20 protein-coding genes and 4 tRNA genes are annotated in these 24,271 nt (G+C 61.1%); 10 read left to right on the top strand and 14 right to left on the bottom strand.

Annotation, left to right across the window (positions count from 1 at the left end; genetic code table 11):
* Positions 1 to 71: 71 nt before the first annotated feature.
* The 9 genes from LH365_RS08630 to LH365_RS08590 all read right to left on the bottom strand — a co-directional run bounded on the left by LH365_RS08630 (position 72) and on the right by LH365_RS08590 (position 11,302).
* Positions 72 to 809 carry an SDR family NAD(P)-dependent oxidoreductase gene (locus LH365_RS08630; protein WP_226743241.1) on the bottom strand — a complete coding sequence of 246 codons (738 nt, stop codon included), beginning with the start codon at positions 807 to 809 and terminating at the stop codon, positions 72 to 74.
* A 17-nt stretch (positions 810 to 826) separates the two neighbouring features.
* Positions 827 to 2,320, bottom strand: coding sequence for an amidophosphoribosyltransferase (purF, locus tag LH365_RS08625; RefSeq protein ID WP_107872826.1), 1,494 nt, complete (start codon positions 2,318 to 2,320; stop codon positions 827 to 829).
* Positions 2,321 to 2,444: 124 nt separating this feature from the next.
* Positions 2,445 to 2,942: a CvpA family protein gene (locus tag LH365_RS08620; protein WP_226743240.1), complete on the bottom strand. Its 498-nt coding sequence runs from the start codon at positions 2,940 to 2,942 to the stop codon at positions 2,445 to 2,447.
* A gap of 92 nt (positions 2,943 to 3,034) precedes the next feature.
* Complete coding sequence (gene radA / locus LH365_RS08615; RefSeq protein ID WP_226743239.1) at positions 3,035 to 4,408, bottom strand: DNA repair protein RadA; 1,374 nt, start codon at positions 4,406 to 4,408, stop codon at positions 3,035 to 3,037.
* 375 nt (positions 4,409 to 4,783) lie between these two features.
* Complete coding sequence (locus LH365_RS08610) at positions 4,784 to 6,247, bottom strand: replicative DNA helicase (RefSeq protein ID WP_370639722.1); 1,464 nt, start codon at positions 6,245 to 6,247, stop codon at positions 4,784 to 4,786.
* A gap of 123 nt (positions 6,248 to 6,370) precedes the next feature.
* Entirely contained in the window at positions 6,371 to 6,730 is a 360-nt protein-coding gene (locus LH365_RS08605) for a hypothetical protein (protein ID WP_226743237.1), read from the bottom strand.
* Positions 6,730 to 8,367 carry a S41 family peptidase gene (locus tag LH365_RS08600; RefSeq protein ID WP_226743236.1) on the bottom strand — a complete coding sequence of 546 codons (1,638 nt, stop codon included), beginning with the start codon at positions 8,365 to 8,367 and terminating at the stop codon, positions 6,730 to 6,732. Before LH365_RS08600 ends, LH365_RS08605 begins: the two co-directional genes overlap by 1 nt.
* Positions 8,368 to 8,493: 126 nt before the next feature.
* On the bottom strand, positions 8,494 to 10,896 hold the full coding sequence (locus LH365_RS08595) for a TonB-dependent siderophore receptor (protein WP_226743235.1): 2,403 nt from the start codon (positions 10,894 to 10,896) through the stop codon (positions 8,494 to 8,496).
* 322 nt (positions 10,897 to 11,218) lie between these two features.
* Positions 11,219 to 11,302, bottom strand: a tRNA-Leu gene (locus tag LH365_RS08590).
* 222 nt (positions 11,303 to 11,524) lie between these two features.
* On the opposite strand from LH365_RS08590, the gene LH365_RS08585 reads away from it, so the two are divergent.
* The 5 genes from LH365_RS08585 to LH365_RS08565 all read left to right on the top strand — a co-directional run bounded on the left by LH365_RS08585 (position 11,525) and on the right by LH365_RS08565 (position 16,886).
* The gene (locus LH365_RS08585; RefSeq protein ID WP_226743234.1) at positions 11,525 to 12,523 is read left to right on the top strand and encodes a hypothetical protein; all 999 of its coding nucleotides are present in this window, start codon (positions 11,525 to 11,527) and stop codon (positions 12,521 to 12,523) included.
* A 78-nt stretch (positions 12,524 to 12,601) separates the two neighbouring features.
* Positions 12,602 to 13,138: a DUF1697 domain-containing protein gene (locus LH365_RS08580; RefSeq protein ID WP_226743233.1), complete on the top strand. Its 537-nt coding sequence runs from the start codon at positions 12,602 to 12,604 to the stop codon at positions 13,136 to 13,138.
* 92 nt (positions 13,139 to 13,230) lie between these two features.
* Entirely contained in the window at positions 13,231 to 14,475 is a 1,245-nt protein-coding gene (locus LH365_RS08575; protein WP_226743232.1) for a dicarboxylate/amino acid:cation symporter, read from the top strand.
* Positions 14,476 to 14,658: 183 nt separating this feature from the next.
* On the top strand, positions 14,659 to 15,999 hold the full coding sequence (gene tig, locus LH365_RS08570; RefSeq protein WP_226743231.1) for a trigger factor: 1,341 nt from the start codon (positions 14,659 to 14,661) through the stop codon (positions 15,997 to 15,999).
* A 257-nt stretch (positions 16,000 to 16,256) separates the two neighbouring features.
* Positions 16,257 to 16,886, top strand: a complete 630-nt coding sequence (locus LH365_RS08565; protein WP_013480178.1) for an ATP-dependent Clp protease proteolytic subunit — start codon at positions 16,257 to 16,259, stop codon at positions 16,884 to 16,886.
* Between the two features lie 8 nt (positions 16,887 to 16,894).
* Here LH365_RS08565 and LH365_RS08560 read toward each other — a convergent pair whose 3' ends face one another.
* Positions 16,895 to 17,503: an HAD-IB family hydrolase gene (locus tag LH365_RS08560; protein WP_226743230.1), complete on the bottom strand. Its 609-nt coding sequence runs from the start codon at positions 17,501 to 17,503 to the stop codon at positions 16,895 to 16,897.
* Positions 17,504 to 17,787: 284 nt separating this feature from the next.
* Here LH365_RS08560 and clpX point away from each other — a divergent pair, with 284 nt between their 5' ends.
* Together clpX and LH365_RS08550 are read left to right on the top strand one after the other, a co-directional pair.
* Positions 17,788 to 19,047, top strand: a complete 1,260-nt coding sequence (gene clpX / locus LH365_RS08555) for an ATP-dependent Clp protease ATP-binding subunit ClpX (protein WP_226743229.1) — start codon at positions 17,788 to 17,790, stop codon at positions 19,045 to 19,047.
* A 208-nt stretch (positions 19,048 to 19,255) separates the two neighbouring features.
* Positions 19,256 to 19,660, top strand: coding sequence for a hypothetical protein (locus tag LH365_RS08550; RefSeq protein WP_226743228.1), 405 nt, complete (start codon positions 19,256 to 19,258; stop codon positions 19,658 to 19,660).
* 151 nt (positions 19,661 to 19,811) lie between these two features.
* Here the strand turns inward: LH365_RS08550 and LH365_RS08545 are convergent.
* Positions 19,812 to 19,887 (bottom strand) — tRNA-Thr (locus tag LH365_RS08545).
* Positions 19,888 to 20,070: 183 nt separating this feature from the next.
* On the opposite strand from LH365_RS08545, the gene metG reads away from it, so the two are divergent.
* Together metG and LH365_RS08535 are read left to right on the top strand one after the other, a co-directional pair.
* Positions 20,071 to 21,786, top strand: a complete 1,716-nt coding sequence (gene metG / locus LH365_RS08540) for a methionine--tRNA ligase (protein WP_226743227.1) — start codon at positions 20,071 to 20,073, stop codon at positions 21,784 to 21,786.
* 118 nt (positions 21,787 to 21,904) lie between these two features.
* Positions 21,905 to 22,276 carry a DUF805 domain-containing protein gene (locus LH365_RS08535; RefSeq protein ID WP_226743226.1) on the top strand — a complete coding sequence of 124 codons (372 nt, stop codon included), beginning with the start codon at positions 21,905 to 21,907 and terminating at the stop codon, positions 22,274 to 22,276.
* 17 nt (positions 22,277 to 22,293) lie between these two features.
* Here LH365_RS08535 and LH365_RS08530 read toward each other — a convergent pair.
* Both LH365_RS08530 and LH365_RS08525 read right to left on the bottom strand, forming a co-directional pair.
* A tRNA-Gly gene (locus LH365_RS08530) sits at positions 22,294 to 22,367 on the bottom strand.
* 45 nt (positions 22,368 to 22,412) lie between these two features.
* A tRNA-Tyr gene (locus tag LH365_RS08525) sits at positions 22,413 to 22,496 on the bottom strand.
* Positions 22,497 to 22,659: 163 nt separating this feature from the next.
* Here LH365_RS08525 and rlmB point away from each other — a divergent pair.
* Entirely contained in the window at positions 22,660 to 23,628 is a 969-nt protein-coding gene (rlmB, locus tag LH365_RS08520; RefSeq protein ID WP_226743225.1) for a 23S rRNA (guanosine(2251)-2'-O)-methyltransferase RlmB, read from the top strand.
* On the opposite strand, the gene LH365_RS08515 is transcribed toward rlmB, so the two are convergent.
* Positions 23,625 to 24,203 (bottom strand): bifunctional 2-polyprenyl-6-hydroxyphenol methylase/3-demethylubiquinol 3-O-methyltransferase UbiG, encoded by a 579-nt coding sequence (locus tag LH365_RS08515; RefSeq protein WP_226743224.1) that lies wholly within the window; start codon positions 24,201 to 24,203, stop codon positions 23,625 to 23,627. The genes rlmB and LH365_RS08515 overlap by 4 nt on opposite strands.
* Positions 24,204 to 24,271: the final 68 nt, after the last annotated feature.

Genomic DNA, 24,271 nt, shown 5'->3' with positions numbered 1-24,271 from the left:
GAGTCTATTTGACGGAATCGCGTCAAAAAGTGAACCTGAATCCTTGTTTTACTTGGAAGAATCTTCGCCGGTTATGCGTGGCCGGAATGAGCCCATTCCCGCAGATGGATGGTGTCCAGCGTCGGCGTCAGGTCGGGTCGCGCCAGTTCGATGATCAGCGGGACGACCTCTTCGGGCAGGGGCAGGGTTTGCGGATCTTCGCCCGGAAAGGCTTCGGCGCGCATGCGGGTGCGCATGGCTCCCGGATTGACGATGGCGCAGCGGATAGGGGTGACCTCCATCTCGTCGGCCCAGGTGCGCACCAGCGCCTCCATCCCGGCCTTGGAGGCGGCATAGGCCCCCCAGAAGGCGCGCGGATTGGATGCAGCGCCCGACGAGATGAAGATGGCGCGCCCGGCGTCGGAAAACTTCATCACCGGCTCCAGTTGACGGATCAGGCGATAGGTGGCGTTGAGGTTCAGCGTGATGACGCGGTTGAAATCCTTGGGCTCGTAATGCGAGACGGGGGTGAGCGACCCCAGAGTCGCCGCCGCATGGACGAAAATGTCGAGCTTTTTGAAACGCTCATAGACCGCGCCGCCGATGCGCTCCAGCGCCGCACCGTCGGCCAGATCGAAGGGGATGAGCGTGGCGTGGCGGCCGGTTTCGGCGAAGATCTGATCGTCCAGTTCTTCCAGCGCGCCGGTCGTGCGCGCGCAGGCGATGACATGCGCCCCCGCGCGGGCCAGACCCAGCGCCGCGGCGCGGCCAATACCGCGCGACGCGCCGGTGACGAGGGCGATGCGCCCCTGCAAAAGGGTGTCGATCATCGCCCTGTCCTTGTTTTTTATGTGTTGGCCAGAAGCGACAATTGCTGGCCGCTGGCTTCGGCCTCGGCGGCGATGTCCTTGTCCGTCAGACGGGTCGGATAGTCGCCGGTGAAATAGTGGTCGGTATATTGCGGCTGATCGTTATTGCGGCCGTCATGCCCCATGGCCTTGTACAGGCCATCGACTGAGAGGAAGCCAAGCGAGTCGCATTCCAGCATCTGACGCATTTCCTCGATGGAATGCTGCGCGGCCAGAAGCTTGGCGCGGTCCGGCATGTCGATGCCGTAATAGTCGGGCCACAGGATGGGCGGCGAAGCCGAACGCAGGTGGACTTCCTTGGCCCCGGCGGCGCGGACCATGCGCACGATCTTCACCGAGGTGGTGCCGCGCACGATCGAATCGTCGATCAGGATGACCTTCTTGCCTTCCAGCACGACGCGGTTGGGCGAGTGCTTCTTGCGCACCCCCAGATCGCGGATGTTCTGGGTCGGCTGAATGAAGGTGCGGCCGACATAGTGGTTGCGGATGATACCCAGTTCGAACGGCAGGCCTGATTCTTCCGAGAAGCCGAGCGAGGCGGGGACGCCCGAATCGGGGACCGGCACGACGATGTCGGCGTCGGCGGGATGTTCGAGGGCCAGCTGACGGCCCATGGCCTTGCGCACCTCATAGATCGACTTGCCGTTCACGACCGAGTCGGGGCGGGCGAAGTAGACATACTCGAACAGGCACGGACGGGCGGCCTTACGCTCGAACGGCTTATAGGATTTCAGCCCGTCCTCGTCGATCTGCACCACTTCGCCGTGCTCGACATCGCGCACGAAGACCGCGCCGATCATGTCCAGCGCGCAGGTTTCAGACGCCAGCACATAGGCGTGGCCCAGCTTGCCGATCACCAGCGGGCGGATGCCCAGCGGGTCGCGCGCGCCGATCATGCCCTTACGGGTGATGGCGACCAGCGCAAAGCCGCCTTCGATGTCGCGCAGGGTGTCGATGAAGCGGTCGATGATCTTGATGCTGCGCGAGCGGGCGATCAGGTGCAGGATGACTTCGGAATCGGAGGTCGACTGGAAGATGGCGCCTTCGGCGACCAGCTTCGTGCGCAGGAACATGAAGTTGGTCAGGTTGCCGTTATGGGCGATGGCTATGCCGCCGGAATCGAGGTCGGCGAACATCGGCTGCACATTGCGCAGGTGCGACCCGCCGGCGGTGGAATAGCGCGTGTGGCCGATCGAGGCGTGGCCGGGCATGCGCTTGATCAGGTCGGGATCGGTGAAGACGTCGCTGACCAGTCCGTGGGAACGTTCGGTGTAGAAGCGGCGGCCGTCGCACGAGGCGATGCCGCAGGCTTCCTGCCCGCGGTGCTGGAGGGCGTGCAGCCCCAGCGCGGTGACCGCCGATGCGTCCTCCATGCCGTAGATGCCGAACACGCCGCATTCGAGGCGCAGGGTATCGTCGTCGGGATCGCGCGAAACGAAGCTATCCGACAGTTCCGAGGGCGAGGTCAGCATGATCTTACCTTTGAGGCCAGTGAAGGCCTGACGCGAGACAGGGGAGGGGCCGCCTCCATATAGTCGGTATAAGGAGAAATGGAAGCCCCGGAAAAGCCTTGCGGCACCCTTTGTCCCAGATCCCCTACTTGTCGGGCGTGGCCACGCTGTCGGCGTATTTCGCCCACGACGGGGCGACCGAAACGATGACCCTGGCGCACTGAACGCTCAGGGGATAAACCTTCGCCTCGGTGAACCAATCGGGCTTTCCTTTAGGCAGAACGACCGAGAAAAGCAAATGGATAAAGCCGAGAACCGCCAGGGCGCGCAGCACGCCGAAGGCCACGCCCAGCGTGCGGTCGGCATAGCCGGCCATCTGCTGTTTGTTGACCTTTTCCGACAGGTTGTTGCCCAGCGCCCGAATGCCGAAATAGGCCGCGATAAAGACGATGATGATGACGACCAGCGCGAAGAGTTCGCCGAGGTGGAAGGTCGATTGCAGCCACGGGGCCAGCCAGATAGCGATGATCACCGCCAGAATGAAGGAGGCCGTGCCGACGATTTCGCGCGTCGCGCCGCGCGTGAACCCCGACAGGCAGGAAAACAACAGAATACCGAGAAAGATAAGATCGTAGCCCTGCATATGTGTCCCCGTAGCATGGTTGGGTCGCGTACCATCGTTACGATGGTGCGTTAACCATTGTGGCGTTTTTCATAAAAAAACGATGCCCCACATCACCCGTTCATGTCGAACGCCCCCATGGCGTTAACCAAGTGCGAGTATGTTTTGACATCAAACGGGGCGTTTTCCAAGGCCGCAGTTGGGGCGATGGCGTTCGAGAAGCCGAGTTTCAGCGCCTCCTTCATGCGGCCTTCCATACGCGAGACGCCGCGCACCTCGCCCGACAGGCTGATTTCACCGAAGATGACCGACGCCTTTGGCAGGGGCTGATCGAGCAGGGCCGAGACCAGCGCCATCGCCGCGGCGAGGTCGGCGGCGGGCTCGTTGATCTTCAGCCCGCCCGCGACATTGAGATAGACGTCCTTGCCGCCAAACCCCAGCCCGCAGCGCGATTCCAGCACGGCGAGGATCATGGCCAGCCGCCCGGAATCCCAGCCGACCACGGCGCGCCGGGGCGTGCCGAGCGCCGAGGGGGAAACCAGCGCCTGAATTTCGACCAGCACCGGGCGCGAGCCTTCGATACCGGCAAAGACGGCGGAACCCGACGCACGCTCGTCATTGTCGCCGAGGAACAGGGCCGAGGGGTTGGGCACTTCGCGCAGGCCGCCGTCGCCCATTTCGAACACACCGATCTCGTCCGTTGCGCCGAAGCGGTTTTTGGAACCGCGCAGGATACGGAACGGATAGCCGCGCTCGCCCTCGAACGACAGCACGGCGTCGACCATGTGCTCGACCACGCGCGGCCCGGCGATCTGGCCCTCCTTGGTGACGTGGCCGACCAGGATCATGGCGACGCGGTTCTTCTTGGCCAGCCGCACCAGTTCGCCGGCGCAGGCGCGCACCTGCGACACCGAGCCCTGCGCCGCATCGATGGCGTCGGACCACAGAGTTTGTATGGAGTCGATGATAACCAGGTCGTAGCTGTCGCGTTTCAGGGCGTCGAGAATGGTGCGCAAACTTGTCTCGGCGGCCAGATCGACGGGGGCTTTGTTAAGGCCCATGCGCAGGGCGCGACCGCGCACCTGCTCCACGGCCTCTTCGCCGGAAATATAGGCGACCTTCAATCCGCGCATCGCCGCATTGGCGGTGACCTGCAGCAAAAGGGTCGATTTGCCGACGCCGGGATCGCCGGCCAGCAATATGGCCGAGCCGGGCACAATGCCGCCGCCGCACACGCGGTCGAACTCCTCGATGCCGGTGACCATGCGCTGAGGCGCCTCGTCATGCGCATCAAGAGTTTCGAAGTTGAGCTTTGAAAGCCTTGAAATTTTCGACGGCGAGGTTTCGGGTTTCAGACTGCCCGGCGGGGCGGAAAAACTTTCCTGAACGAGGGTGTTCCAGCTCAGGCAACCCGTGCACTGACCCGCCCATTTGGTGTGGGTCATCCCGCAGGACTGACAGACAAAAACGGCCTGGGCCTTGGACATGATTCGCTCGCGGGACTGGATTTATGCTGCGCAACAGATAGCCCGTGTAGTTGCGTAAATCCAGAACAAATTGCGAACTTTTGGGAGGAAAAATTCTCCACAGATGGCCACAGATGCACACAGATGTATCGAGCGTGACGTCTGACGGGGTTGATCGGGGCCGTCCTTAAATTTTGAGAACCACAGATTTTCACAGATGGCGCTTCGCGCCGTCAGAGGGACTGACGCCTGTAGCATGACGTCGGAAACTCAAATTCTGTGAAATCTGTGGTTCCCCTGAACGGCCAGCCACGCACGCCGCTTATCTGTGTGCATCTGTGGCCATCTGTGGAGAATCTTCTTCTTCTTCTTCTTCTTCTTCTTCTTCTTCTTCTCTTACTGATAGTTATCGTATCTGTCCGAACGCGCCAGATTGCCGAATCGCGTGACGTTTTCGTCGAACGACAGACGCACCGTGCCGATGGGGCCGTGACGCTGCTTGCCGATGATGACTTCGGCGGTGCCGCGCAGCTTGTCCATATCCTCCTGCCATTGCAGGTGTTCGGGCGTGCCTTCCTTGGGTTCGGCGCGGCCGAGATAATAGCTTTCGCGGTACACGAACATCACGATATCGGCGTCCTGCTCGATAGAGCCGGATTCACGCAGGTCCGACAGTTGCGGGCGTTTGTCGTCGCGGCTTTCGACCTGACGCGAAAGCTGCGACAGGGCGATGACCGGCACCTGAAGCTCTTTGGCCAGCGATTTGAGGCCCATGGTGATGGTCGAGACTTCCTGCACGCGGTTCATGTTAGAATCTCCCAGCGTTACGAGCTGCAGGTAGTCGACGACGATGCAGTCGAGGCCGGCGGTGCGTTTCAGGCGACGCGCACGGGCGGTCAGTTTGGCGAGGCTCAGGCCGCCGGTGTCGTCGATGTATAGCGGATAGGAGGCGATCTCCATCGCCGCGTCTTTCAGCCGGCCGAACTCCACTGCGTCGATTTCGCCTTTACGCAGGCGGTCGGAGGACACGCCGGACGCGTCGGCCAGCAGACGGGTGGCCAACTGATCGGCGGACATTTCGAGCGAGTAGAAGGCGACGACGCCGCCATCGACCGTCTTGCGCGTGCCGTCGGGTTGAATCTCGAAGCGGTAGCGTTTGGCCACGTTCATGGCGATATTGGTGGCCAGGGCGGTCTTGCCCATCGAGGGACGCCCGGCGAGAATGATCAGGTCCGACTTGTGCAGGCCGCCGATCTGACGGTCGAGGTCGTCCAGTCGCGTGGCCAGACCCGACAGGCCGCCATCGCGGTGGAAGGCTTCCTCGGCGTGGCTGATGGCCCCTGTGACCGCTTCGGAAAAGGTCTTGAATCCGGTCGAGGATGTGCCTTTTTCGGCCATTTCATAGAGCTGGGCTTCGGCCTTTTCGATCTGGTCGCGGCCGTTTTCGTCAAGCGTGGCCGAACGGGCGATCTCGCCGCCCAGACGGATCAGGTCGCGGCGCAGGGCCAGATCGTAGATGACGCGGGCATAGTCCGACGCATTGGCCGCCGGCGGGGCGCGATCGACCAGGTCGGCCAGGTAGCGGATGCCGCCGAGGTCGTTGAAGGCCTGATCGTTCTTGAACTTGTCCAGCAGCACGATGGGCTCGGCCAGATGCCCGATGCGTATCTGTTCTTCGATGGTGCCGAACAGCTTCTGATGGAAGGGCTCGTAAAAATGCCGCGCCGCCAGCCCGTCGTACATGCGCTCATAGGCACCGTTGTCGAACATCAGGCAGCCCAGCAGGGCCTGTTCGGCTTCGAGATTGTGCGGCAGGGCGTGGGGCGCGTCGGCCGAAACGGGCAGGGGGGCATCGAGCATGGTGGTGTTCATCGGGGTGTTTAAGCAGGTACGAAAGGCGCTGTCGCTGCCGTGATTCGGCCCGTGCGCGAATGTCCACTTAACTCCAATCCACAGCCTGTTAAAGGCGGGGATAAGTCTCGATCAGACCGGACGGCAGGTCACGCCCTTCAATTCCGTTTCAGCCCCTGTATCGTGCCGCACGGCCAGGCATTTCCCGTCCCGGATCATCACATCGAAGAGGGTGGGAACGGCGGTGGAGTGGGTCTCAAGCGGGCCCAAAGGGGGCGGCAACACGCCCAGCATTGTGGTCTGGGTTGCGGCGCTGGGCCCAAATTCGATATGGGCTCGTCCCATCACCGGGGCCAGAGCGGCCTTGAGGCGGCGGACGGTTTCCGGGTGGCTCATATCGACGCTGGCTGGCACGGCCTTTACCGCCGCCATCGTCTGACAGCCGCCAAGCCCCAGCGCGCACAATAGCCCGGTAAGCATAATGCGGCGCATCAGCGGCCTCCCGGCAGGGTCATGTCGCGGTTGACGTCCATGATCCATTTGGGGGGCACGATGGCCGGGCCTGTGCCGCTGCTCACCGGTCCGGCCGATTGCACGGCGGTGTCGGCCGCGGCGAAGCTGATGGCCGTTGCCGGGCACGATGCGGTGCGCCGATAGCTGAGGGCCGTGCTGACCAGCCCCTCAGCCGCGGCACCGAGGTCGCGGGTCAGGTCGTCGCTGGCGACGCAGCCTGGCAACTTGACGCCGCTGGTGGCCGTGGTGTTGTTCGGCACGAAGCCGTCGGCATAGTCGCCGAAACCGAGGTCGTTCACGCCCTGGAACTGCACGGTGTAATAGGTCTCGCCGCAATTGTCCTGCGGGTAGAATCCGTAGGGCTTGCCGCAGGTCTTGCCGCCGATCAGGATGACCTCGACACCCACGCCGCGCAGGCCGTTGATCACCGCTTCGGAGGCGCTGCAGGTGTCGGCGGTGGACAGGATGAAGACGCGCGACAGGTTGAGGCTGGGTAATGATGTGCCGGAGGCGACGCTGAAGCCCAGGCCTTCCTTATAGAAGGGTACGGGGTTGTTCGGTTGACCCGTCACGGGATTGTTCGCCCCTGCGGCGGCGTTGAATTTCAGACTTTCAAAGGTGCGGTTATTGGTCCGCGTATTGCCGGCGATCATGTAGCTGAGCTGCGACGCCACGGCCAGAAGCCCGCCGCCATTATAGCGCAGGTCGAGGATCAGGTCGTTGACCCCGGCGGTCTGCATGTCGCGCACGGCCGAGACGATCTCGGTCTCGCTCGAATAGGGGCTGAAGGTGTTGAACAGGATATAGCCGACCTTGGCGCTGCCGTCGGTCAGCACGCTGCTCTTGTTGACGGCCTTGGGGCTGACATTGGCCGAGGTCAGGGTGACGGTCCTGGTGGTTCCGTCGACCAGCCGCAGCTCAAAGTTCGTCGATATGCCGGCACTGGCGGGGAAAAGCCCGGCATTCAGCGCATTGACGCCGGTTTGCGTGTTGTCGTTGACGAGGTCGTAGCCATTGACCTTGAGGAGGCGCGCGCCGCGCGGCACCACACCGGCGGCGGGCGAGCCGGGCTCGGTATAGAGGACGCGGAAATCGCGCGGCGTGGTGGTCGAATTGGCCACCAGCTCCATGCCGTAGCTGGCCGTCGCTGTGGCGTTGCGGCGCGCCAGATAGTCGGCGGTGGCTTCGCTGAAGTGGAATTCGTCCTTGTCCTTGCCCGAAGCGGTTTTGGCGAAGGTCTTCAGCCCGGCGAAATACTGGGTGCGCGTGCCGCCATTGGCCGGGTCGGTATCGGTGACCTCGGTGTTCCACAGATAGGTTTCACGCGTCCATGAGCGCAGCCAGTTCTTTTCGTCGAGCGCCGTGCCGGTCTTGTCCGGGAAGCGGTTGCCTTCGATGTCGAGGCCGGTGCGCACGGTTTCGCACTTGTCCTTGAAGGTGCTGGCGGCCTGAAACACGCCGCTGACCCACCCGGTGACGCTACCGCCGCCACCGGTCGAGGGCGTGGAGGTGGAGCCGCCGCCTCCGCCGCCCCCACCGCCACAGGCGGACAGCGCCGCCGTTGCGGCGGTCAGGACGAGGATACGGGCGATCTTGGCGAGGCTTTGCGTCATCATGGCCGCAATGATGCCATGAACCGCGCAACCCGCAAGTCCCTCTTTTACGTGAGCAGGCGACGAAAAAAGCCCCGCAGGCGTCCTGCGGGGCTTCGAGAGGGTGTGGTCGCTTATTACCAGTCAGGCCTACCAGTTGTGGGTCAGGCGCGCATAGACATAACGGCCGTTGAAGCCGAAGGGCGAGAAGCGCGTGAAGGCCAGCGCGCCCTGCGACCCTTGCAGCGAGGCCAGCGTCTTGTCCGGATAGACGTCGAAGACGTTGTCCGCGCCGACCGTCACCGAGGTTTTGGCCGTCAGCTTGTAGCTGGCCGACAGGTCCACCAGCGTCTTTTCCCCCGTGTGGATGTCGCTGGCGGAAGCCGCGGCGGCGTCGATCACGTCGCCATAATAGGTGGCGCGACCGTTCACCGCCCACTTGCCGCCGGTCCAGTCAACGGTTGCCGAACCCTTGTTCTCAGGCGTCGAGTTGGTGAGGATATACTGACGGATGCGCGCGAACAGAACCGGCGGGTTTTGCAGGTTCGAGGTCGTGCTGGCGCCCGGCAGGCGGGTGATCTCGGTGTTGCCCGTGTTCCAGGCGAGGTTGAAGTTGAAGCGACCGTAGGTGTCGGTCGGCAGGCGATAATTGGCCACCAGATCGATACCCGTCGTTTCGCTGTCCACGCCATTGGTGAAGAAGCGTGCCGCCGACACGCCGTAGGGACGCAGCAGGTTGGAGATCTCCGTCGTGCCGGAGATATTCTCGGTCAGGACGATGCGGTTATCAATGTTGATGCGGTAGGCGTCGAGCGTCAGTTCGAACGGGCCCTTGCGGTAGACGAAGCCCGTGGCGAAGTTGGTGGACTCTTCGGCTTCCAGTTCCGGCGCGCCCAGAGCCTTGGCCACGGCGGAGGAGGCCGGGAAGGTGCCGGTTTCGACCACCACGCCGCCGGAAACGACCGAGGCGGTGGAGGTGAAATACTGCTGTTGCAGCGACGGCGCGCGGAAGCCCGACGACACCGAACCGCGCAGGGCCAGATTGTCGGTCAGTTCGTAGCGCAGCGACAGCTTGCCCGACAGGTTGTCGCCGAAGTCCGAATAGTTTTCGGCGCGTGCGGCGGCGGCGAAGCTCAGGCGCGGGGTGATGTCGGCGCTGATTTCGGTATAGAGGCCGACATTGTCGCGGTTGACATCGACGGCGTTCGACGGGCGGAAGCCGATAAAGCCCTGCGCGCCGGGATTGATGTCGGTCTGCCCCAGTAGCGGGCCGGCCTGATAGGATTGCAATTCGCCGGCTTCGATCTGATAATTCTCGTGACGGGCTTCGACGCCGATGGCCACGGTCAGGGGGCTGTACAGGCTGATGGCGAATTCGCGGCTGATGTCGGCATTGAACACCAGTTGGTCGTAGGTCACCGTGCCGTCGTAGAAGCTGGTCTTCGAGCCGGAGGTCAGCGAGCCGTTGACGGAGTTCAGTGTGTTGTAATCCAGCTCGTTGCGACCCCAGGTCAGGGAGTAGTCGGACGTCCAGTCGCCCCATTGGCCGCGCGTGCCGGCGGTCGCCGAATAGTCCTTGGACTTGACGCTGATCAGCGGCAGGAAACCGTTAGGGTAGAGGCCCTGATGGTTATTGGCGTTAGTGGCGGTGCGGAAGAAGGCGGCGCTTTCGGATTCCAGATCCTGGAAGCTGGCGAAGCCGTAGAGTTCCCAGCCGTTCTGCAGCGGCTTGCCGGCATTGGCGAACAGGGCGAGGCTCTCCTGCTCCGGATCGCCGTAACGGCCGGTGACGCGGTTCGGCGTCACGCGCGGATCGACGTCGGCGCGGTTGGTCGATTCGCGGTTGCGGTATTCGCCCGACACGGTGAGGAAGCCATCCGAGCCCAGAGGCAGGCCGATCCAGCCGGCGACATTATAGGTGCTGCCGTCGTTTTCCTTGCGCGACGAGCGCGCGGCTTCGACCTCGGTATTGTACTGACCGTAGCTGGCCGACAGGCTGCCGCCCGAACGGGCTTCGCGCAGGCGCAGATTGACCACGCCGGCGATGGCGTCCGAACCGTACTGCGCCGAGGCGCCGTCGCGCAGGATTTCGACATTGCTCAGTCCGGCGGTCGGGATGGCGTTCAGATCGACCGCCGACGAGCCGCGGCCCGTCGAGCCGTTGGTGTTGACCTGAGCCGACGAATGGCGGCGCTTGCCATTGACCAGGACCAGCGTCTGATCCGGGCTGAGGCCGCGCAGCGAGGCGGGACGCACGCTGTCGGTGCCATCGACGGCAGACGGGCGCGGGAAGGTCAGCGACGGCGCGGCGCGCGATAAGGTCTGCGCCAGTTCGGTCGAGCCCTGGGCGTCGAGGGCGTCCTTGCGGATCACATCGACGGGAGCGAGGGTGTCGAGGCGCGAACGCGGCTGGGCGCGGCTGCCGGTGACGACGACTTCGGTGACGTCATCCTCGGCAGAAGCGTCCTGCGCGAAGGCGGGGAATGAGATGAGCGTGAGGGCCGTCGTCGCGGTCAATGCGGCGGCCAGCGTGCGGTGCTTGAAGGTAGACATTGGAGGGGCTCCTGAACAGAACATGGCTTAAACTGGACCATATCTTGGTGCGGCATAGCCCCATTTAAAGGGATGAGCAGAGGCAAATGTTCTGCGGATTACGATTAGATTTTCTAAACAATCTGAAGTGCAACGTCCGAAAACTCTATACGCATCAACAATACATGTGCGGATCGGTTTTGATTTAATAAACTTTTTATAAGCGCGCGTTTAATTATAAAACAAAATTAGTAGGAATATAGTGGCAAATATGCGACGCCAGATTAACACCATCATTCCGGATCGAAATGAGGTCTGAGAAAAGCATCATCCTGAAGAGGAGTGGTGCGGCTAGAGGGACTCGAACCCCCACGCTTTTGGCGCCAGAACCTAAATCTGGTGCGTCTACCAATTCCGCCATAGCCGCGCGGTAGGGCTTGTATCCTGCTTCCACGCATTTGGAAAGCAATACCTTTTTGTTCGTTCCGACCTTATCGACGGATTTGACAGTCAACTTTAAAATACTACTTGGGAGTGTTTTTAACGGCACGCTTTGCTAAAATTAACAATCCAAGATTGCAAATGAGATAAAATGAACCCACGCTTTTGGTGGTCGAATTCGACCGGTTCAATCCGCAAGGGGGTTTCAATGTCTAAGTCGTATTGGAGTATGATGGGGCTGTCGGTGGCGGCGACCGTTTTCGCCACGGGAGCCATTGCTCAGGACAACGAGTGTCAGGCCGAACGCTCGGTAATGGAGCGCAATATCCAAAAATACCAAGGCATATATGACGGCTATTCAAAGGAAGGTGACGATATTAAGAATGATGCCGTCGTTTTGGACGGTACGGTCAAATGGGCAAATACCGAGGTGATATTCGACACGCCTACAGTGACTATGAAAGATCAGAAGCTGATTTTCGGCGTGCCGCAAACCACAGTAAAAGACAGGGATATAATTTTTCATACGCCCAGCACACGTATGGAGAGAGTCAAGACGGGGCAGTATCCGGAAACGTTCTGCGAGGACACCTGGATATCGCTACCCTTTGGAGGGAGAACTAAAGGGATACCGAAATGCACGGTTCGCTGGAGCGACATATACATGGATGTTCCAACAACCTTCATGCAGGAACAACGCATCAGGATGGGCATACCTGAATTCCGGTGGGACGACACGTCTGTGGTGATGGGAGTACCGGAATTTTCGATGCAGCGTCAGAAATGGATTATCGGTGTGCCGCAATTTACCGTGACAAGCGTGGTTATCAATCCGGGCCCGATACAGGACAGGTCCGATGCGCTGCAAAATCGCATTGCGGAAACGAAGAAGAACCAGCAACGCGAAATGACATCCGATCTGAGTGGCGTATTCGGTTGCCACAGAACATCTCTTGCCGAAAAACGCTCTCAGACAGTGAAAATGTTTGAATTGTCGATAGCGCAACTCGACTCCGTGATTTCGTCTCTTCAAAGTCAGGGCGCCGATCCTTCCAGCATTGCCGGCGCCGACGGAAAGAAGACCGATTTGTTCGCCAAACGGCTGGAACTCATCACCAAGCGCGACGAAAGTCTGGCCATATTCGACAAATCTATCGAGACGTTGAACAAGAGTGAGATTGAAGCCATCGCAAAGCTGCAATCCTAACGCGGCGCGAAGGGGCGGTTCGTCTTGTGCGGGCTGCCCTTTTCATTCAAAGGTTTACGTGATGTCACGGAGACCGGCATGACTATCTGTATTGCACTGCTGCGCGGAGTGAATGTCGGCGGCCATAACAAGCTGCCGATGAAGGACTGGCGCGAGGGCCTGGCCGCGCTGGGGCTGGACAATGTCCGCACCTATATCCAGAGCGGCAATGCGGTGTTCGAAGCCGGGGGCGATACGGAAAACCTCGGTCAGAAGGTCAGTGCCGATATCGGCGCGCGTTTCGGCTTCACGCCCGAATGTCATATCCTCAGCCTCGATCAGGTGCGCGCCATGCGGGCGGCCTGTCCTTACGAACCTGAGGGCGAGGATGCGCACAAGCAGGTGCATCTGATGTTCATCACGGGGCCGATAAAAACCTACGATCCTGACGGTCTGTCGGCGCTGGCCACGCAGGGCGAGCGGTTCCACATGGGGGAGGGGGTCTTCTATCTCTATACGCCGCAGGGTTTCGGCAAGTCGGTCTTGGCCGAAAAGCTGCCGCGGTTCCTGAAGGCCAATATGACCGCGCGCAATCTGCGCACCGTCGATACGCTGATCGAAATGGCTGCGAACTGACGGCTTGCCCACAGGCAGGGCCTGCGCCGCCCTCTTGCCATTACGGCGCACATGTTTAGTGTCTGCTGCAACAGATACGGCGGGAGTGCTCCGTGAAAAACAAGTTCGCATTATTCATTATCGCAGCGATGGTGCTGGGCGTGGCCACGGGATGGGCCAGCAATCAGTACCTGGATGCCGCACAACTGGAACAGGCCATTTCGATCTACGGCCTGCTGACCAAGGTCTTCCTGCTGCTGATCAAGATGATCATCGCGCCTCTGGTGCTGTTCACGCTGGTCGCCGGCATCGGGCATATGGAAGACGCCGCCGCTGTGGGCCGTATCGGCGGCAAGGCGCTGGGCTGGTTCATCGGGGCGTCGATCGTCTCGCTTCTGCTCGGCATCGTCATGGTCGAATGGCTGCAACCCGGTGCCGGCATGAACCTTCAGGCTGCCGGCGACGCCATCACCGCCCCCAATACCTCCAGCTTCACGCTGGAATCGTTCATCACCCACATGATTCCGTCGTCGATCATCGACGCCATGGCCAAGAACGAGATCCTTCAGATCGTCGTCTTCTCGGTCTTCGTCGGTACGGCCATCGCCATGCTGGACGACAAGTCGCCCGACATCATGCGTCTGGCCGAGCAGGGCGCGGCGATCATGCTCAAGGTGACCGAACTGGTCATGATGTTCGCGCCGTTCGCCATCTTCGGCTCGCTGGCCGCCACGGTCGCCAAGCAGGGCCTGCCCATCCTCGTCACCTATGCCAAGTTCATCGGCGGCTTCTATTCGGCGCTGGGCGTGCTGTGGCTGGTGATCATCACAGCGGGCTTTATCTTTGTGGGCACGCGGATTTTCCGCGTCCTCAGCGCGTCGCGCGAACCGGCGCTGCTGGCCTTCTCGACCGCCTCGTCGGAAGCGGCCTATCCCAAGCTGCTCGACGGCCTGCCCAAGGTCGGCGTGTCGCGCAAGATCGTCTCCTTCGTCCTGCCGCTGGGCTATTCGTTCAATCTCGACGGCTCGATGATCTACTGTACCTTTGCCACCCTGTTCATCGCGCAGGCGCACGGCGTGGAGTTCACCACGGCGCAGATGGTGATGATGCTGTTCCTGCTGCTGGTGACGTCCAAGGGCATTGCCGGTGTGCCGCGCGCCTCGCTGGTGGTGATCATGGCGACGCTCAGCTATTTCGGCCTGCCGGATGCGTGGATCGCCATCGTTCTGGGCGTCGATCACCTGCTCGACATGGGCCGCTCGGCGACCAATGTGGTGGGCAATACGGTCGCTTCAGCCGTCGTCGCCAAGTGGGAGGGACAACTGGGGGACCCGGAGCCCGAAAAGGCTGAGGTTTAAAAGGAACGCTAACGTTCTTTTATCGTTGACCTTATCCCCGCTCATGCCATAAGAGCGCATCTTTAAATTTGCCGCCCGCCGTCCGCGCGGGCGGTTGTTTGTCTCTAACGGCGAACCGGTGCCAGACTCCGCGAACGTACGAGACGTTCGGTAGCTGCCCTTCGCAACAGGTAAAATAAATCGATGCAAGTCGTTGAAAAACTGAATGAAGGTTTGTCGCGCGTCTACGAAGTGACCGTGGCCAAGGACGTCCTGGCCGCCAAGCTCGACGCCAAGATCAAGGAAGTCGCGCCCAAGATGCAAATCAAGGGCTTCCGTCCGGGCAAGGTGCCGGCGGCGCACGTTCGCAAGCTGTACGGCAAGGAACTGATGAGCGAAATCCTTCAGGAACAGCTCAACGAAACCTCGCAAGCCACGCTGGACCAGCACAAGGTGCGTCCGGCCAGCCAACCGGAACTGACGCCGGTGGGCGACATCGACGCCGTGATCAAGGGCGAAGCCGATCTGGCCTATGAAATCTCGGTCGAGCAGATGCCGGAATTCGAGCCGGTCGATCCGTCGACGCTGGAACTGAAGCGTCCGGTTTATGAGCCGACCGAAGAGGAAGTGGCCGAGCAACTCGAAAACATCCTCAAGCAAACCAAGCAGTACGAAGCCAAGGGCGGCAAGGCCCCCAAGGCCGCGGACGGCGACAAGCTGAAGATCGACTTCGTCGGCAAGATCGACGGCGAAGTGTTCGAAGGCGGCTCGATGGAAGGCGCTGAACTGGTCATCGGTTCGGGTCAGTTCATCCCCGGCTTCGAAGAGCAACTGATCGGCGCCAAGACCGGCGAAAAGCGCGTGCTGAACGTAACCTTCCCGGCCGATTACGGCGCGGCCAACCTGGCCGGCAAGGCAGCCACCTTCGAGACCACCGTGCACGAAATTTCGGCCCCCAAGGACGCCGTGGCTGACGACGAGTGGGCCAAGGGCCTCGGCCTTGAAGGCCTCGACGCGCTGAAGGAACTGCTCAAGGGCCAGTTGCAACAGCAGTACGCTCAGGCTGCTCGCTTCAAGATGAAGCGCGCCCTGCTGGACATCCTCGACGAGAAGCACTCTTTCGAACTGCCGAAGAAGATGCTGGACGCCGAGTTCCAGGGCATCTGGCAACAGGTCGAGCAGGACAAGGCCGCCGGTCAACTGTCGGAAGAAGACGCCGGCAAGTCGGAAGACGAACTGAAGGGTGAGTACATGAAGATCGCCGAGCGCCGCGTGCGCCTCGGTCTGGTCCTCGCCGAAATCGGCACCAAGAACAATGTGCAGGTTTCCGAGCAGGAAGTGGCTCAGGCCATCGCCCGCGAAGCTCGCAACTTCCCCGGTCAGGAGCGTCAGGTGTTCGACTTCTACCGTCAGAACCCCGCCGCCGCCGCCCAGATCCGCGCCCCGATCTATGAAGAAAAGGTCGTCGATCACATCTTCGCCACCGCCAAGGTTGCCGAAGAGCCGATCACCAAGGAAGAACTGCTGGCCGACGAAGAAGACTAAGCAGGGCCTCAGGCCCTGCACCCGTTTCCTGGAGCGGGTTGCGATGTCGGTGTTAAATCAAAAAATGCCGGGGATGGCATCCCCGGCATTTTTTTGCACCTGTGTCTCCGCAGTTGCACCGTGCGGACGTTTCGTTTCTCCACTTGAAAACGCCCTGGCAAATTGCCAATTTAAACGGGACGGGGACTGCGCACACCTTCGGTTAATCAAATCAGCCTTAGATGCGGTCTCATAACCCATAACGCTTAGGGACTTCCATGCGCGATCCAGTCGAAAACCTGACCAGCTACCTGATCCCCACGGTCATCGAGCAATCGAGCCGCGGCGAGCGCGCCTACGACATCTATTCGCGGATGCTAAAGGAACGCATCATCTTCCTCACCGGTCCGTTCGAAGACGGCATGGCGACCTCGATCTGCGCCCAGCTTCTGTTCCTGGAATCGGAAAACCCGAAGAAGGAAATCTCCATGTACATCAACAGCCCCGGCGGTCAGGTGACCTCGGCGCTGGCGATCTACGACACGATGCAGTATATCAAGTCGCCAGTGACAACGGTCTGCATGGGCATGGCCGCTTCGGCCGGCTCGCTGATCCTGCAGGCCGGTGAAGCCGGTCAGCGCATTTCTTTGCCGAACTCGAAGATCATGGTGCACCAGCCGTCGGGCGGGGCACGCGGCATGGCTTCGGACATCGAAATTCAGGCCGAAGACATCCGCAAGACCAAGAAGCTGCTCAACGAAATCTACGTCAAGCACACCGGTCAGCCCTATGACGTCATCGAGCGCACGCTGGACCGCGACCGTTATATGACGGCGGCCGAGGCCAAGGAGTTCGGCCTGATCGACCACGTCTACGAAAAGCGTACCGACCCGGTCAGCAACGCCTAAATTTACGGCTAAGGTTTCTGAACGAACCGTCTGTAATGACCCTGCCGGGCGGCCTTGAGCATCTCAAGGTCGCCCGACGTGTCTCCATAGGCCGCTTCGAGGTCGAGCGCGTCACCATAGACTTGACGTAGGCGGCGCATCTTTTCCTCGCCGCGGCAGTTGAAACCATCGAGATGCGGCGTCAGCCTGTCATCGGCGTCGAAGCCCAGTCGGGTGCCCAGCGTGCGTTCGGCCCCCAGCTTTTCACCGAACTGTCCGACAAGCATTTCGGGCGAGGCGGTGACGATGACCCTCAGAGCGTCCTGTCCCACTTCGCGCCATGTCTGCATGGCGTCGGGGCGGAACAGCCGGTCGCCGGTGGCCTCGGCAAAGGCCCCAAAGCGCGTTTGCAGATGGTCACGGGTCACCGGCCCCAGCAGGTTGAACAGCAGGTGCGATTTCAGCGCGCCCCGGTCGCGGGTGCGCAGATAATCCATCAGCATATAGGGATGCCGGACAAAGGCCGCCCCCAGCCGCAGATGGCCGCATTCCCAGGCCAGAAAGGCGGTGAAGCTGTCCTTATAGGTCAGGGTGCCGTCGAAATCGAAGGCGTGGATCGGGCGTGGGGGTGCGGTCACGGTGGGCCTGTGCGGAGAGGGCGGATGACTTACAATCGTCGGTCCCCATCCCATATAGGCAACAGGGCCGTCAAAAAAGACCCTTAACCATAGCTGGCATTACCGGGGTGGTTGAGGCCTGGTCTAATCTGTGCATAGATGGCCGCTACAATGTGGGTCTGGCCCAAAATCGTACCCAAATGACCTTTTCTTAAAGGTCAAAGGTGCATAGTATTCGGTGTGAAGAGCGCCGCTTTTTCTCCGTAGCGGGGAAGGGCGGGCGCAAACGAAGGTGAGAAGCGCTTATGACGAAAGCCGCCAGTGGCGACAGCAAGAGCACCCTCTACTGCTCCTTCTGCGGAAAGAGCCAGCACGAGGTGCGCAAACTCATTGCCGGTCCGACCGTCTTCATCTGCGATGAATGCGTCGAACTGTGCATGGACATTATTCGTGAAGAGCACAAGATCGCCTTCGTGAAGTCCAAGGATGGCGTGCCGACGCCCAAGGAAATTCGCGAAGTTCTCGACGACTACGTCATCGGACAGTCGCAGGCCAAGAAGGTCCTGTCGGTGGCCGTGCACAACCACTATAAGCGCCTGAACCACGCGGCCAAGGGCAATGATGTGGAACTGGCCAAGTCGAACATCATGCTGATCGGCCCGACGGGTTCGGGTAAGACCTTGCTGGCGCAGACCCTGGCGCGCATTATCGACGTGCCGTTCACCATGGCCGACGCCACGACCCTGACCGAAGCCGGTTATGTCGGTGAAGACGTCGAAAACATCATCCTCAAGTTGCTTCAGGCCGCCGATTACAATGTCGAACGCGCCCAGCGCGGCATCGTCTATATCGACGAAGTCGACAAGATTTCGCGCAAGTCGGACAACCCGTCGATCACCCGCGACGTGTCGGGCGAAGGCGTGCAGCAGGCCCTGCTCAAGATCATGGAAGGCACCGTCGCCTCCGTGCCGCCGCAGGGCGGGCGCAAGCATCCGCAGCAGGAGTTTTTGCAGGTCGATACGACGAACATCCTGTTCATCTGCGGCGGCGCCTTCGCCGGTCTGGAGAAGATCATTTCCGGCCGCGGCAAGGGCACCTCGATCGGCTTCGGCGCGACCGTGAAGGACCCGGAAGAGCGTCGTCTCGGCGAAGTCCTGCACCAGGTCGAGCCCGATGACCTGATGAAGTTCGGCCTGATCCCGGAATTCATCGGCCGTCTGCCGGTTCTGGCGACGCTGGAAGACCTCGACGAGGCAACTCTGGTCAAGATACTGACCGAGCCGAAGAACGCGCTGGTCAAGCAATATGCCCGTCTGTTCGAGATGGAAAACGTGACCCTGACCTTCACGGAGGAGGCGCTGTTCGCCGTCGCCAAGAAGGCCATCGTCCGCAAGACCGGCGCGCGCGGCCTGCGTTCGATCCTCGAAGGCATCCTGCTCGACACCATGTACGAACTGCCCAACATGCAGGGTGTCGAAGAGGTGGTAATCAACGCCGAAGTCGTCGAAGAACGCGCCCAGCCGTTGCTCATATACGCCGAAAAGCGTGGCGGCGGCGCGGCCTAAGTCTACTGTGAGGGGCTGCGAAGGGCCGTCTTTCTCTGCGCCCTAGCTCGTGTACACAAGTACACGTCGCATCGGGTGCTCGAAAGCCAACCCTTCTCGCCGCCTCACAGCGACTTATGCTTCTGAGTCATTTTAAACGCGGTTCCGGAAACGGGGCCGCGTTTTGCTTTAGCTCTGGTAGAGTGACGGGTCGGCAAAGGGGGGGATAGTGGATACGATTACTGGCACATGGGGCGGTACATATAGCTATCCGTCTGATTGGCGGATGGAGCCCTGCGATTTCACCGCACGTTTGATCCAGACGGGCAGCAGTTTCTTCGGGTCCATGACGGAGACGGTTTCGGACGACGTCGCGTTCCTGACCGATCAAGGCGCTTTCGTCGAAGGCAGTAGGCACGGTTCGTCGATATCGTTCGTGAAGACCTATGACGGTTCCGGTGATTGGTCGCACAGCGTCATGTATGAGGGGCATTTGTCAGACGACGGAAACGAGATCGCTGGCATTTGGACGATCATTGAGGACGGACACAGAGCTTCGAGCGGGTTCGTCATGACAAGGCGAAAGCGAGCAGCGCTGGAGGAACAGATGGTCGAAGTCGTTAAGTCTGCTTAGCCGGTTTGACGGGCTAGCCGAGATAATCGGGAGAGTATTACGTTGACATCGTAGGGGTCACAGGTGCGATGCCAATTGCTGAGCATCGGACCATATCCGGTCGTTCTAGTGGGCCCGCGTCTTTAATGTACTGATTTTGTTTGAAAATAGATGGTGCCGGTTACAAGATTCGAACTCGTGACCTGATGTTTACAAAACAACTGCTCTACCAACTGAGCTAAACCGGCACGGTGCGAGTCATAAAGACACATCGCACACAGGGCCGCCCTTATGCCGGGGCCTGATGCCGAACGCAACGGCTTTACCGCCGGTGCCGCAGATTTTTTCGTATCGGGCGCATCAAACCTGTGTGCAGGGCGGCAAAATGGTCTAAGAGACAAGCCGATTTCCGAGTTTTAAACGGTCCGAGCATGTCCCGTATCCTGATCACCTCCGCGCTTCCCTATATCAACGGCATCAAGCACCTCGGCAATCTGGCCGGGTCCATGCTGCCGGCCGATGTCTATGCGCAGTTCATGCGCGCGCGCGGGCACGAGGTCTTGTACATCTGCGCCACGGACGAGCACGGCACGCCTGCCGAACTGGCCGCCGCCAAGGTCGGTCAGGACGTCAAGACCTATTGCGACGAGCAGCATCTGATCCAGAAGACCGCCGGTGAGGCTTTCGGGCTCAGCTACGACTGGTTCGGGCGCTCGTCTTCGCCCGAAAACCGCCAACTGACCCAGATGTTCTGCGAGGCGCTGGACAGGAACGGCCTGATTGAGGAACGCACCGACAAGATGGTCTATTCCATCGATGACGGCCGCTTCCTGCCGGACCGCTATGTCGAAGGGACTTGTCCGCATTGCAAGTTCGAAAAGGCGCGCGGCGATCAGTGCGACAATTGCGGGCGTCTGCTCGACCCGACCGACCTGATCGATCCCTATTCGGCGGTGTCCGGCTCGCGCAATCTGGAAGTGCGCGACACCAAGCACCTGTACCTGCTGCAAACCCGGGTCGAGCCGCAACTGCGGGCCTGGATCGAGTCGAAGACCGAGTGGCCGCAATTGGCCAAATCCATCGCCATGAAGCACCTCGAAGAAGGGCTGATCGATCGCGGCATCACGCGCGACCTGAAATGGGGCGTGCCGGTGACCCAGGATGGAAAACCGCGTGAAGGCTTTGAAAACAAGGTCTTCTACGTGTGGTTTGATGCGCCGGTGGAGTATATCGGCGCCACGCAGGAATATTTCAACGCAGAGGGCGACGCCGACGGCTGGAAAAGCTGGTGGCGTCTGGATCAGGGCGCGGACGATGTCACCTACGTCCAGTTCATGGGCAAGGACAATGTCGCCTTCCACACGGTGAGCTTCCCGGCGACCATTATCGGTTCGGGTGAGCCGTGGAAGATGGTCGATACGTTGAAGGCCTTCAACTGGCTGAACTGGTACGGTGGCAAGTTCTCGACCTCGATGAACCGCGGCGTGTTCATGGATCAGGCTCTGGAGCTGCTGCCGGCTGATTACTGGCGCTGGTATCTGATTTCGCAGTCGCCGGAAGGCTCGGATTCGTCCTTCACCTGGGAGCAGTTCCAGGGCGCAGTGAACAAGGATCTGGCCGACGTGCTGGGCAATTTCGCCAATCGCATCCTGAAATTCACCGAATCGAAGTTCGGCGGCGTGGTCCCGCACGGCGGTGAGGCGGGGCCGCTGGAAGACAAGCTCTATGCCGATCTGTCGGCGCTGCTGACCGAGGCGACCGAAGCTTTCGAGGCGATGGAGATGCGTAAGGCGGCTCAGGCCGTGCGACGCATCTGGGTGCTGGGTAACGAGTACCTTCAGGAAGCCGCCCCGTGGACCGCCTTCAAGACCGATGTCGAGCGTGCGGGCGTCATCGTGCGTCACGGCCTCAATCTGGTGCGGCTGTACGCCGTGCTGGCCCAGCCGCTGATGCCGTTCGCGGCGCAGTCCATTGCCGATTGTGTGGGCGTCGAACTGCCGCTCGACTGGCCGACCACTGACGCGAAGGCCGAGCTGTCGAAACTTTCGGTGGGCGCCACGGTAAAATCGGGCGAGGTCCTGTTCAGGAAGATCGACGACGACATGGTCGCCGACTGGGCCGCGCGCTTTGGCGGCAGCGACGCCTGAAGAATAATTCAGCAGAAAGGTCGCGCAATTTGTCCGTAAAGTGGTGTCCACTTTATCGGATTGCGCTCTAGGAATCAAAGGCGTTCGGACGTATCCATAAGAGACGGAGGATGCCGTCATGGATTTGTCAAACGCCTTTTTCAGCTACCGGGGCCGCTTTCGCCGCCGGGATTTCTGGCTCTACAGCCTGTTCCTGTGGTTGATCAGTTCCGCCTTTCTGGCCCTGTTCGGCGGTAGTGGCGACGGTATGAGCCTGCTGCGGCCCTATCGCTTCGACGGCGTCGGCATGGTGGGATTCGCAGCGTGGCTGGTGGTGCTGTACGCGACCTTTGCGGTTCAGGTGAAGCGCTGGCACGACCGCAACAAGAGCGGCTGGTGGGCGTTGATCACCCTGGTGCCGCTGATCGGCTGGCTGTGGGTGCTGATCGAGTGCGGCCTCCTCGAAGGGACGCGCGGCGACAATCGCTTCGGGGCGGCGACCAAACTCTGATATGTCAGGAAAGATTTTGGAGCGGGTAGACGGGATCGAACCGACATCCTCAGCTTGGAAGGCTGCTGCACTACCATTGTGCTATACCCGCCCTTGAGGCAGGGCCGTGGCCGGAGAGCGTTTCACGGGCGTGCGGTGGTGGGGGAAGCAGGACTCGAACCTGCGAAGCTTACGCAGCGGATTTACAGTCCGCCCCCTTTGCCGCTCGGGACATTCCCCCATTGGCACGCCCGTTGAAACGAGGTGGCCCTTAAACTCAATCTTTGAACAAAGAACAAGTCTAAAAACAAAAAAACTTTTTGGTTTCTGTGGATGCCCGCATTAAACAGGCCGCCACTCACCCCAAAAAGCCTCACCGGCTTCACATCGGAGCGCGTCTTATAGTGTCAAGCCAACGCGAACGCAACGACCCTAAATCGCGGAAAGGGCAAAATAATCCCAAAAAACCGGGCGCAAAGCCGGGTTTTTCGGGGCAGTCGAAGCCCTTCGCCAAGGATCAGGCGCGCGGCAAGGGCGGTGACGGGCCGGTTCAGGCGGCGCGGCCTCAGAATGGCCCCCGTCCCAAGACATCGATAAAGGTTTCCGAAGACGGCTGGGTCTGGGGGCTGCACGCGGTCGAGGCGGCGCTGAAAAATCCGTCCCGGCACGGACCGATTCGCCTCTATGTCACGCCTGAGCGCCAGAAGGGCCTGCCGCAGGCGGCGCTGAAGCGCGGCGACCTGCATGTGCGCGTTACCGAGATACAGGAATTCAACGGCTTCCTGCCGCAGGGCGCGGTGCATCAGGGGATCGCCCTCAACGGGCCGCCGCTGGAAGGTGATGATCTCGACGGCCTGATGGAGGCGGCCCTGCGCAAGGACACGCCGGTGCTGGTCATGCTCGATCAGGTCACCGATCCGCAGAATATCGGCGCCATCCTGCGCACCTGCGCGGCCTTCGGCGCGGCGGGGCTGATCATGCAGGACCGCCATTCGCCGGTGATGCAGGGGGTGCTGGCCAAGACGGCGGCGGGCGCGATGGACAGGGTGCCGTTCGCCCGGGTGACCAATCTGTCGCGGGCGCTCGAATCGCTTTCGGAGAATGGCTTCGTCAGCGTCGGCATGGCGGGCGAAGCCGAGCACAGCCTGCAAACCGTGCTGGAGCAGCAGGGCTGGCGCGCGTCAGACCAGAAAGGCGGGGGCAGCCCGCGCGGGCTGGTGGTCGTCATGGGTTCGGAAGGCGAGGGCATCCGCCGTCTGGTGGCCGAACACTGTGATCATCTGGTGAAAATCCCCATGCCGGGCGGCTTCGAGAGCCTGAACGTCAGCCACGCGACCTCGATCGCGCTCTATGAGACGCTGGGGCGGCACTAGGCCCTTACGGCGTCGTAGTAATTGTTGCCGCCTTCGTCGGCGCGGCAATCGATAAGGCACAGGTCGCTGGCCTCAAGCAGTCGCGCATAGGCGTCCCGGCCCAGCGACACCGAACGCCGGCCCGTCAGGCTGTCCGGCCAGTCGCAGACCTGAAGCGGGGCACTGAACAGAAAGCGCCCGCCGGGGTTCAGGGCCTGCGCGACCCGGCGGATGACGGTGCTCTGATCCGCCTCGCTCAGCAGGAACAGCAGGCCGACGCAGAGGGCGGCGTCGAAGCTGCGCCCGAAAAAGGCGCTGTACTGCGCCGCTTCGCATGCGACCGGTGCCTCGGGAAAGCGTTCGCGAAAGGTCGCCACCAGTGTGGGGGAGGCATCGATGCCGGAAACGGCGAACCCGGCCTCGATCAGGGCCTGAGCGATGGGCGCGCCGGACCCGCAGCCTATGTCGACAATATGGCCGCCCGGCGGCACGTGCGCTGTGGCCCAGTCGCGGACCAGTCCGGTTCCGATGTCTGAGCGCCGCGCCATAAACCGCCAGGCGACGGCATCCCAGCCTTCGGAAAGATCGGTGGACATGGGGCGGCGCTCCGGCGTGGCGTGGAAGACTCTCACAGGATTACTTACGTTCTGCCTCTGGACAAGGC

The organism is Asticcacaulis sp. AND118 (assembly GCF_020535245.1).
Taxonomy (GTDB): Bacteria; Pseudomonadota; Alphaproteobacteria; order Caulobacterales; family Caulobacteraceae; genus Asticcacaulis.
Note: the sequence above shows the minus strand (reverse complement) of the source record. Positions and strands in the feature narration are given on the sequence as shown.

Coding starts and splice junctions, on each gene's coding strand:
- LH365_RS08630 (WP_226743241.1), bottom strand. CDS start 809: ATGATCGACACCCTTTTGCAGGGGCGCATCGCCCTCGTCACCGGCGCG.
- purF (WP_107872826.1), bottom strand. CDS start 2,320: ATGCTGACCTCGCCCTCGGAACTGTCGGATAGCTTCGTTTCGCGCGAT.
- LH365_RS08620 (WP_226743240.1), bottom strand. CDS start 2,942: ATGCAGGGCTACGATCTTATCTTTCTCGGTATTCTGTTGTTTTCCTGC.
- radA (WP_226743239.1), bottom strand. CDS start 4,408: ATGTCCAAGGCCCAGGCCGTTTTTGTCTGTCAGTCCTGCGGGATGACC.
- LH365_RS08610 (WP_370639722.1), bottom strand. CDS start 6,247: ATGCTCGATGCCCCCCTGCCCGTTTCGGCCGACGCGCCCCACGCCCTG.
- LH365_RS08605 (WP_226743237.1), bottom strand. CDS start 6,730: ATGCGCCGCATTATGCTTACCGGGCTATTGTGCGCGCTGGGGCTTGGC.
- LH365_RS08600 (WP_226743236.1), bottom strand. CDS start 8,367: ATGATGACGCAAAGCCTCGCCAAGATCGCCCGTATCCTCGTCCTGACC.
- LH365_RS08595 (WP_226743235.1), bottom strand. CDS start 10,896: ATGTCTACCTTCAAGCACCGCACGCTGGCCGCCGCATTGACCGCGACG.
- LH365_RS08585 (WP_226743234.1), top strand. CDS start 11,525: ATGTCTAAGTCGTATTGGAGTATGATGGGGCTGTCGGTGGCGGCGACC.
- LH365_RS08580 (WP_226743233.1), top strand. CDS start 12,602: ATGACTATCTGTATTGCACTGCTGCGCGGAGTGAATGTCGGCGGCCAT.
- tig (WP_226743231.1), top strand. CDS start 14,659: ATGCAAGTCGTTGAAAAACTGAATGAAGGTTTGTCGCGCGTCTACGAA.
- LH365_RS08565 (WP_013480178.1), top strand. CDS start 16,257: ATGCGCGATCCAGTCGAAAACCTGACCAGCTACCTGATCCCCACGGTC.
- clpX (WP_226743229.1), top strand. CDS start 17,788: ATGACGAAAGCCGCCAGTGGCGACAGCAAGAGCACCCTCTACTGCTCC.
- metG (WP_226743227.1), top strand. CDS start 20,071: ATGTCCCGTATCCTGATCACCTCCGCGCTTCCCTATATCAACGGCATC.
- LH365_RS08535 (WP_226743226.1), top strand. CDS start 21,905: ATGGATTTGTCAAACGCCTTTTTCAGCTACCGGGGCCGCTTTCGCCGC.
- LH365_RS08515 (WP_226743224.1), bottom strand. CDS start 24,203: ATGTCCACCGATCTTTCCGAAGGCTGGGATGCCGTCGCCTGGCGGTTT.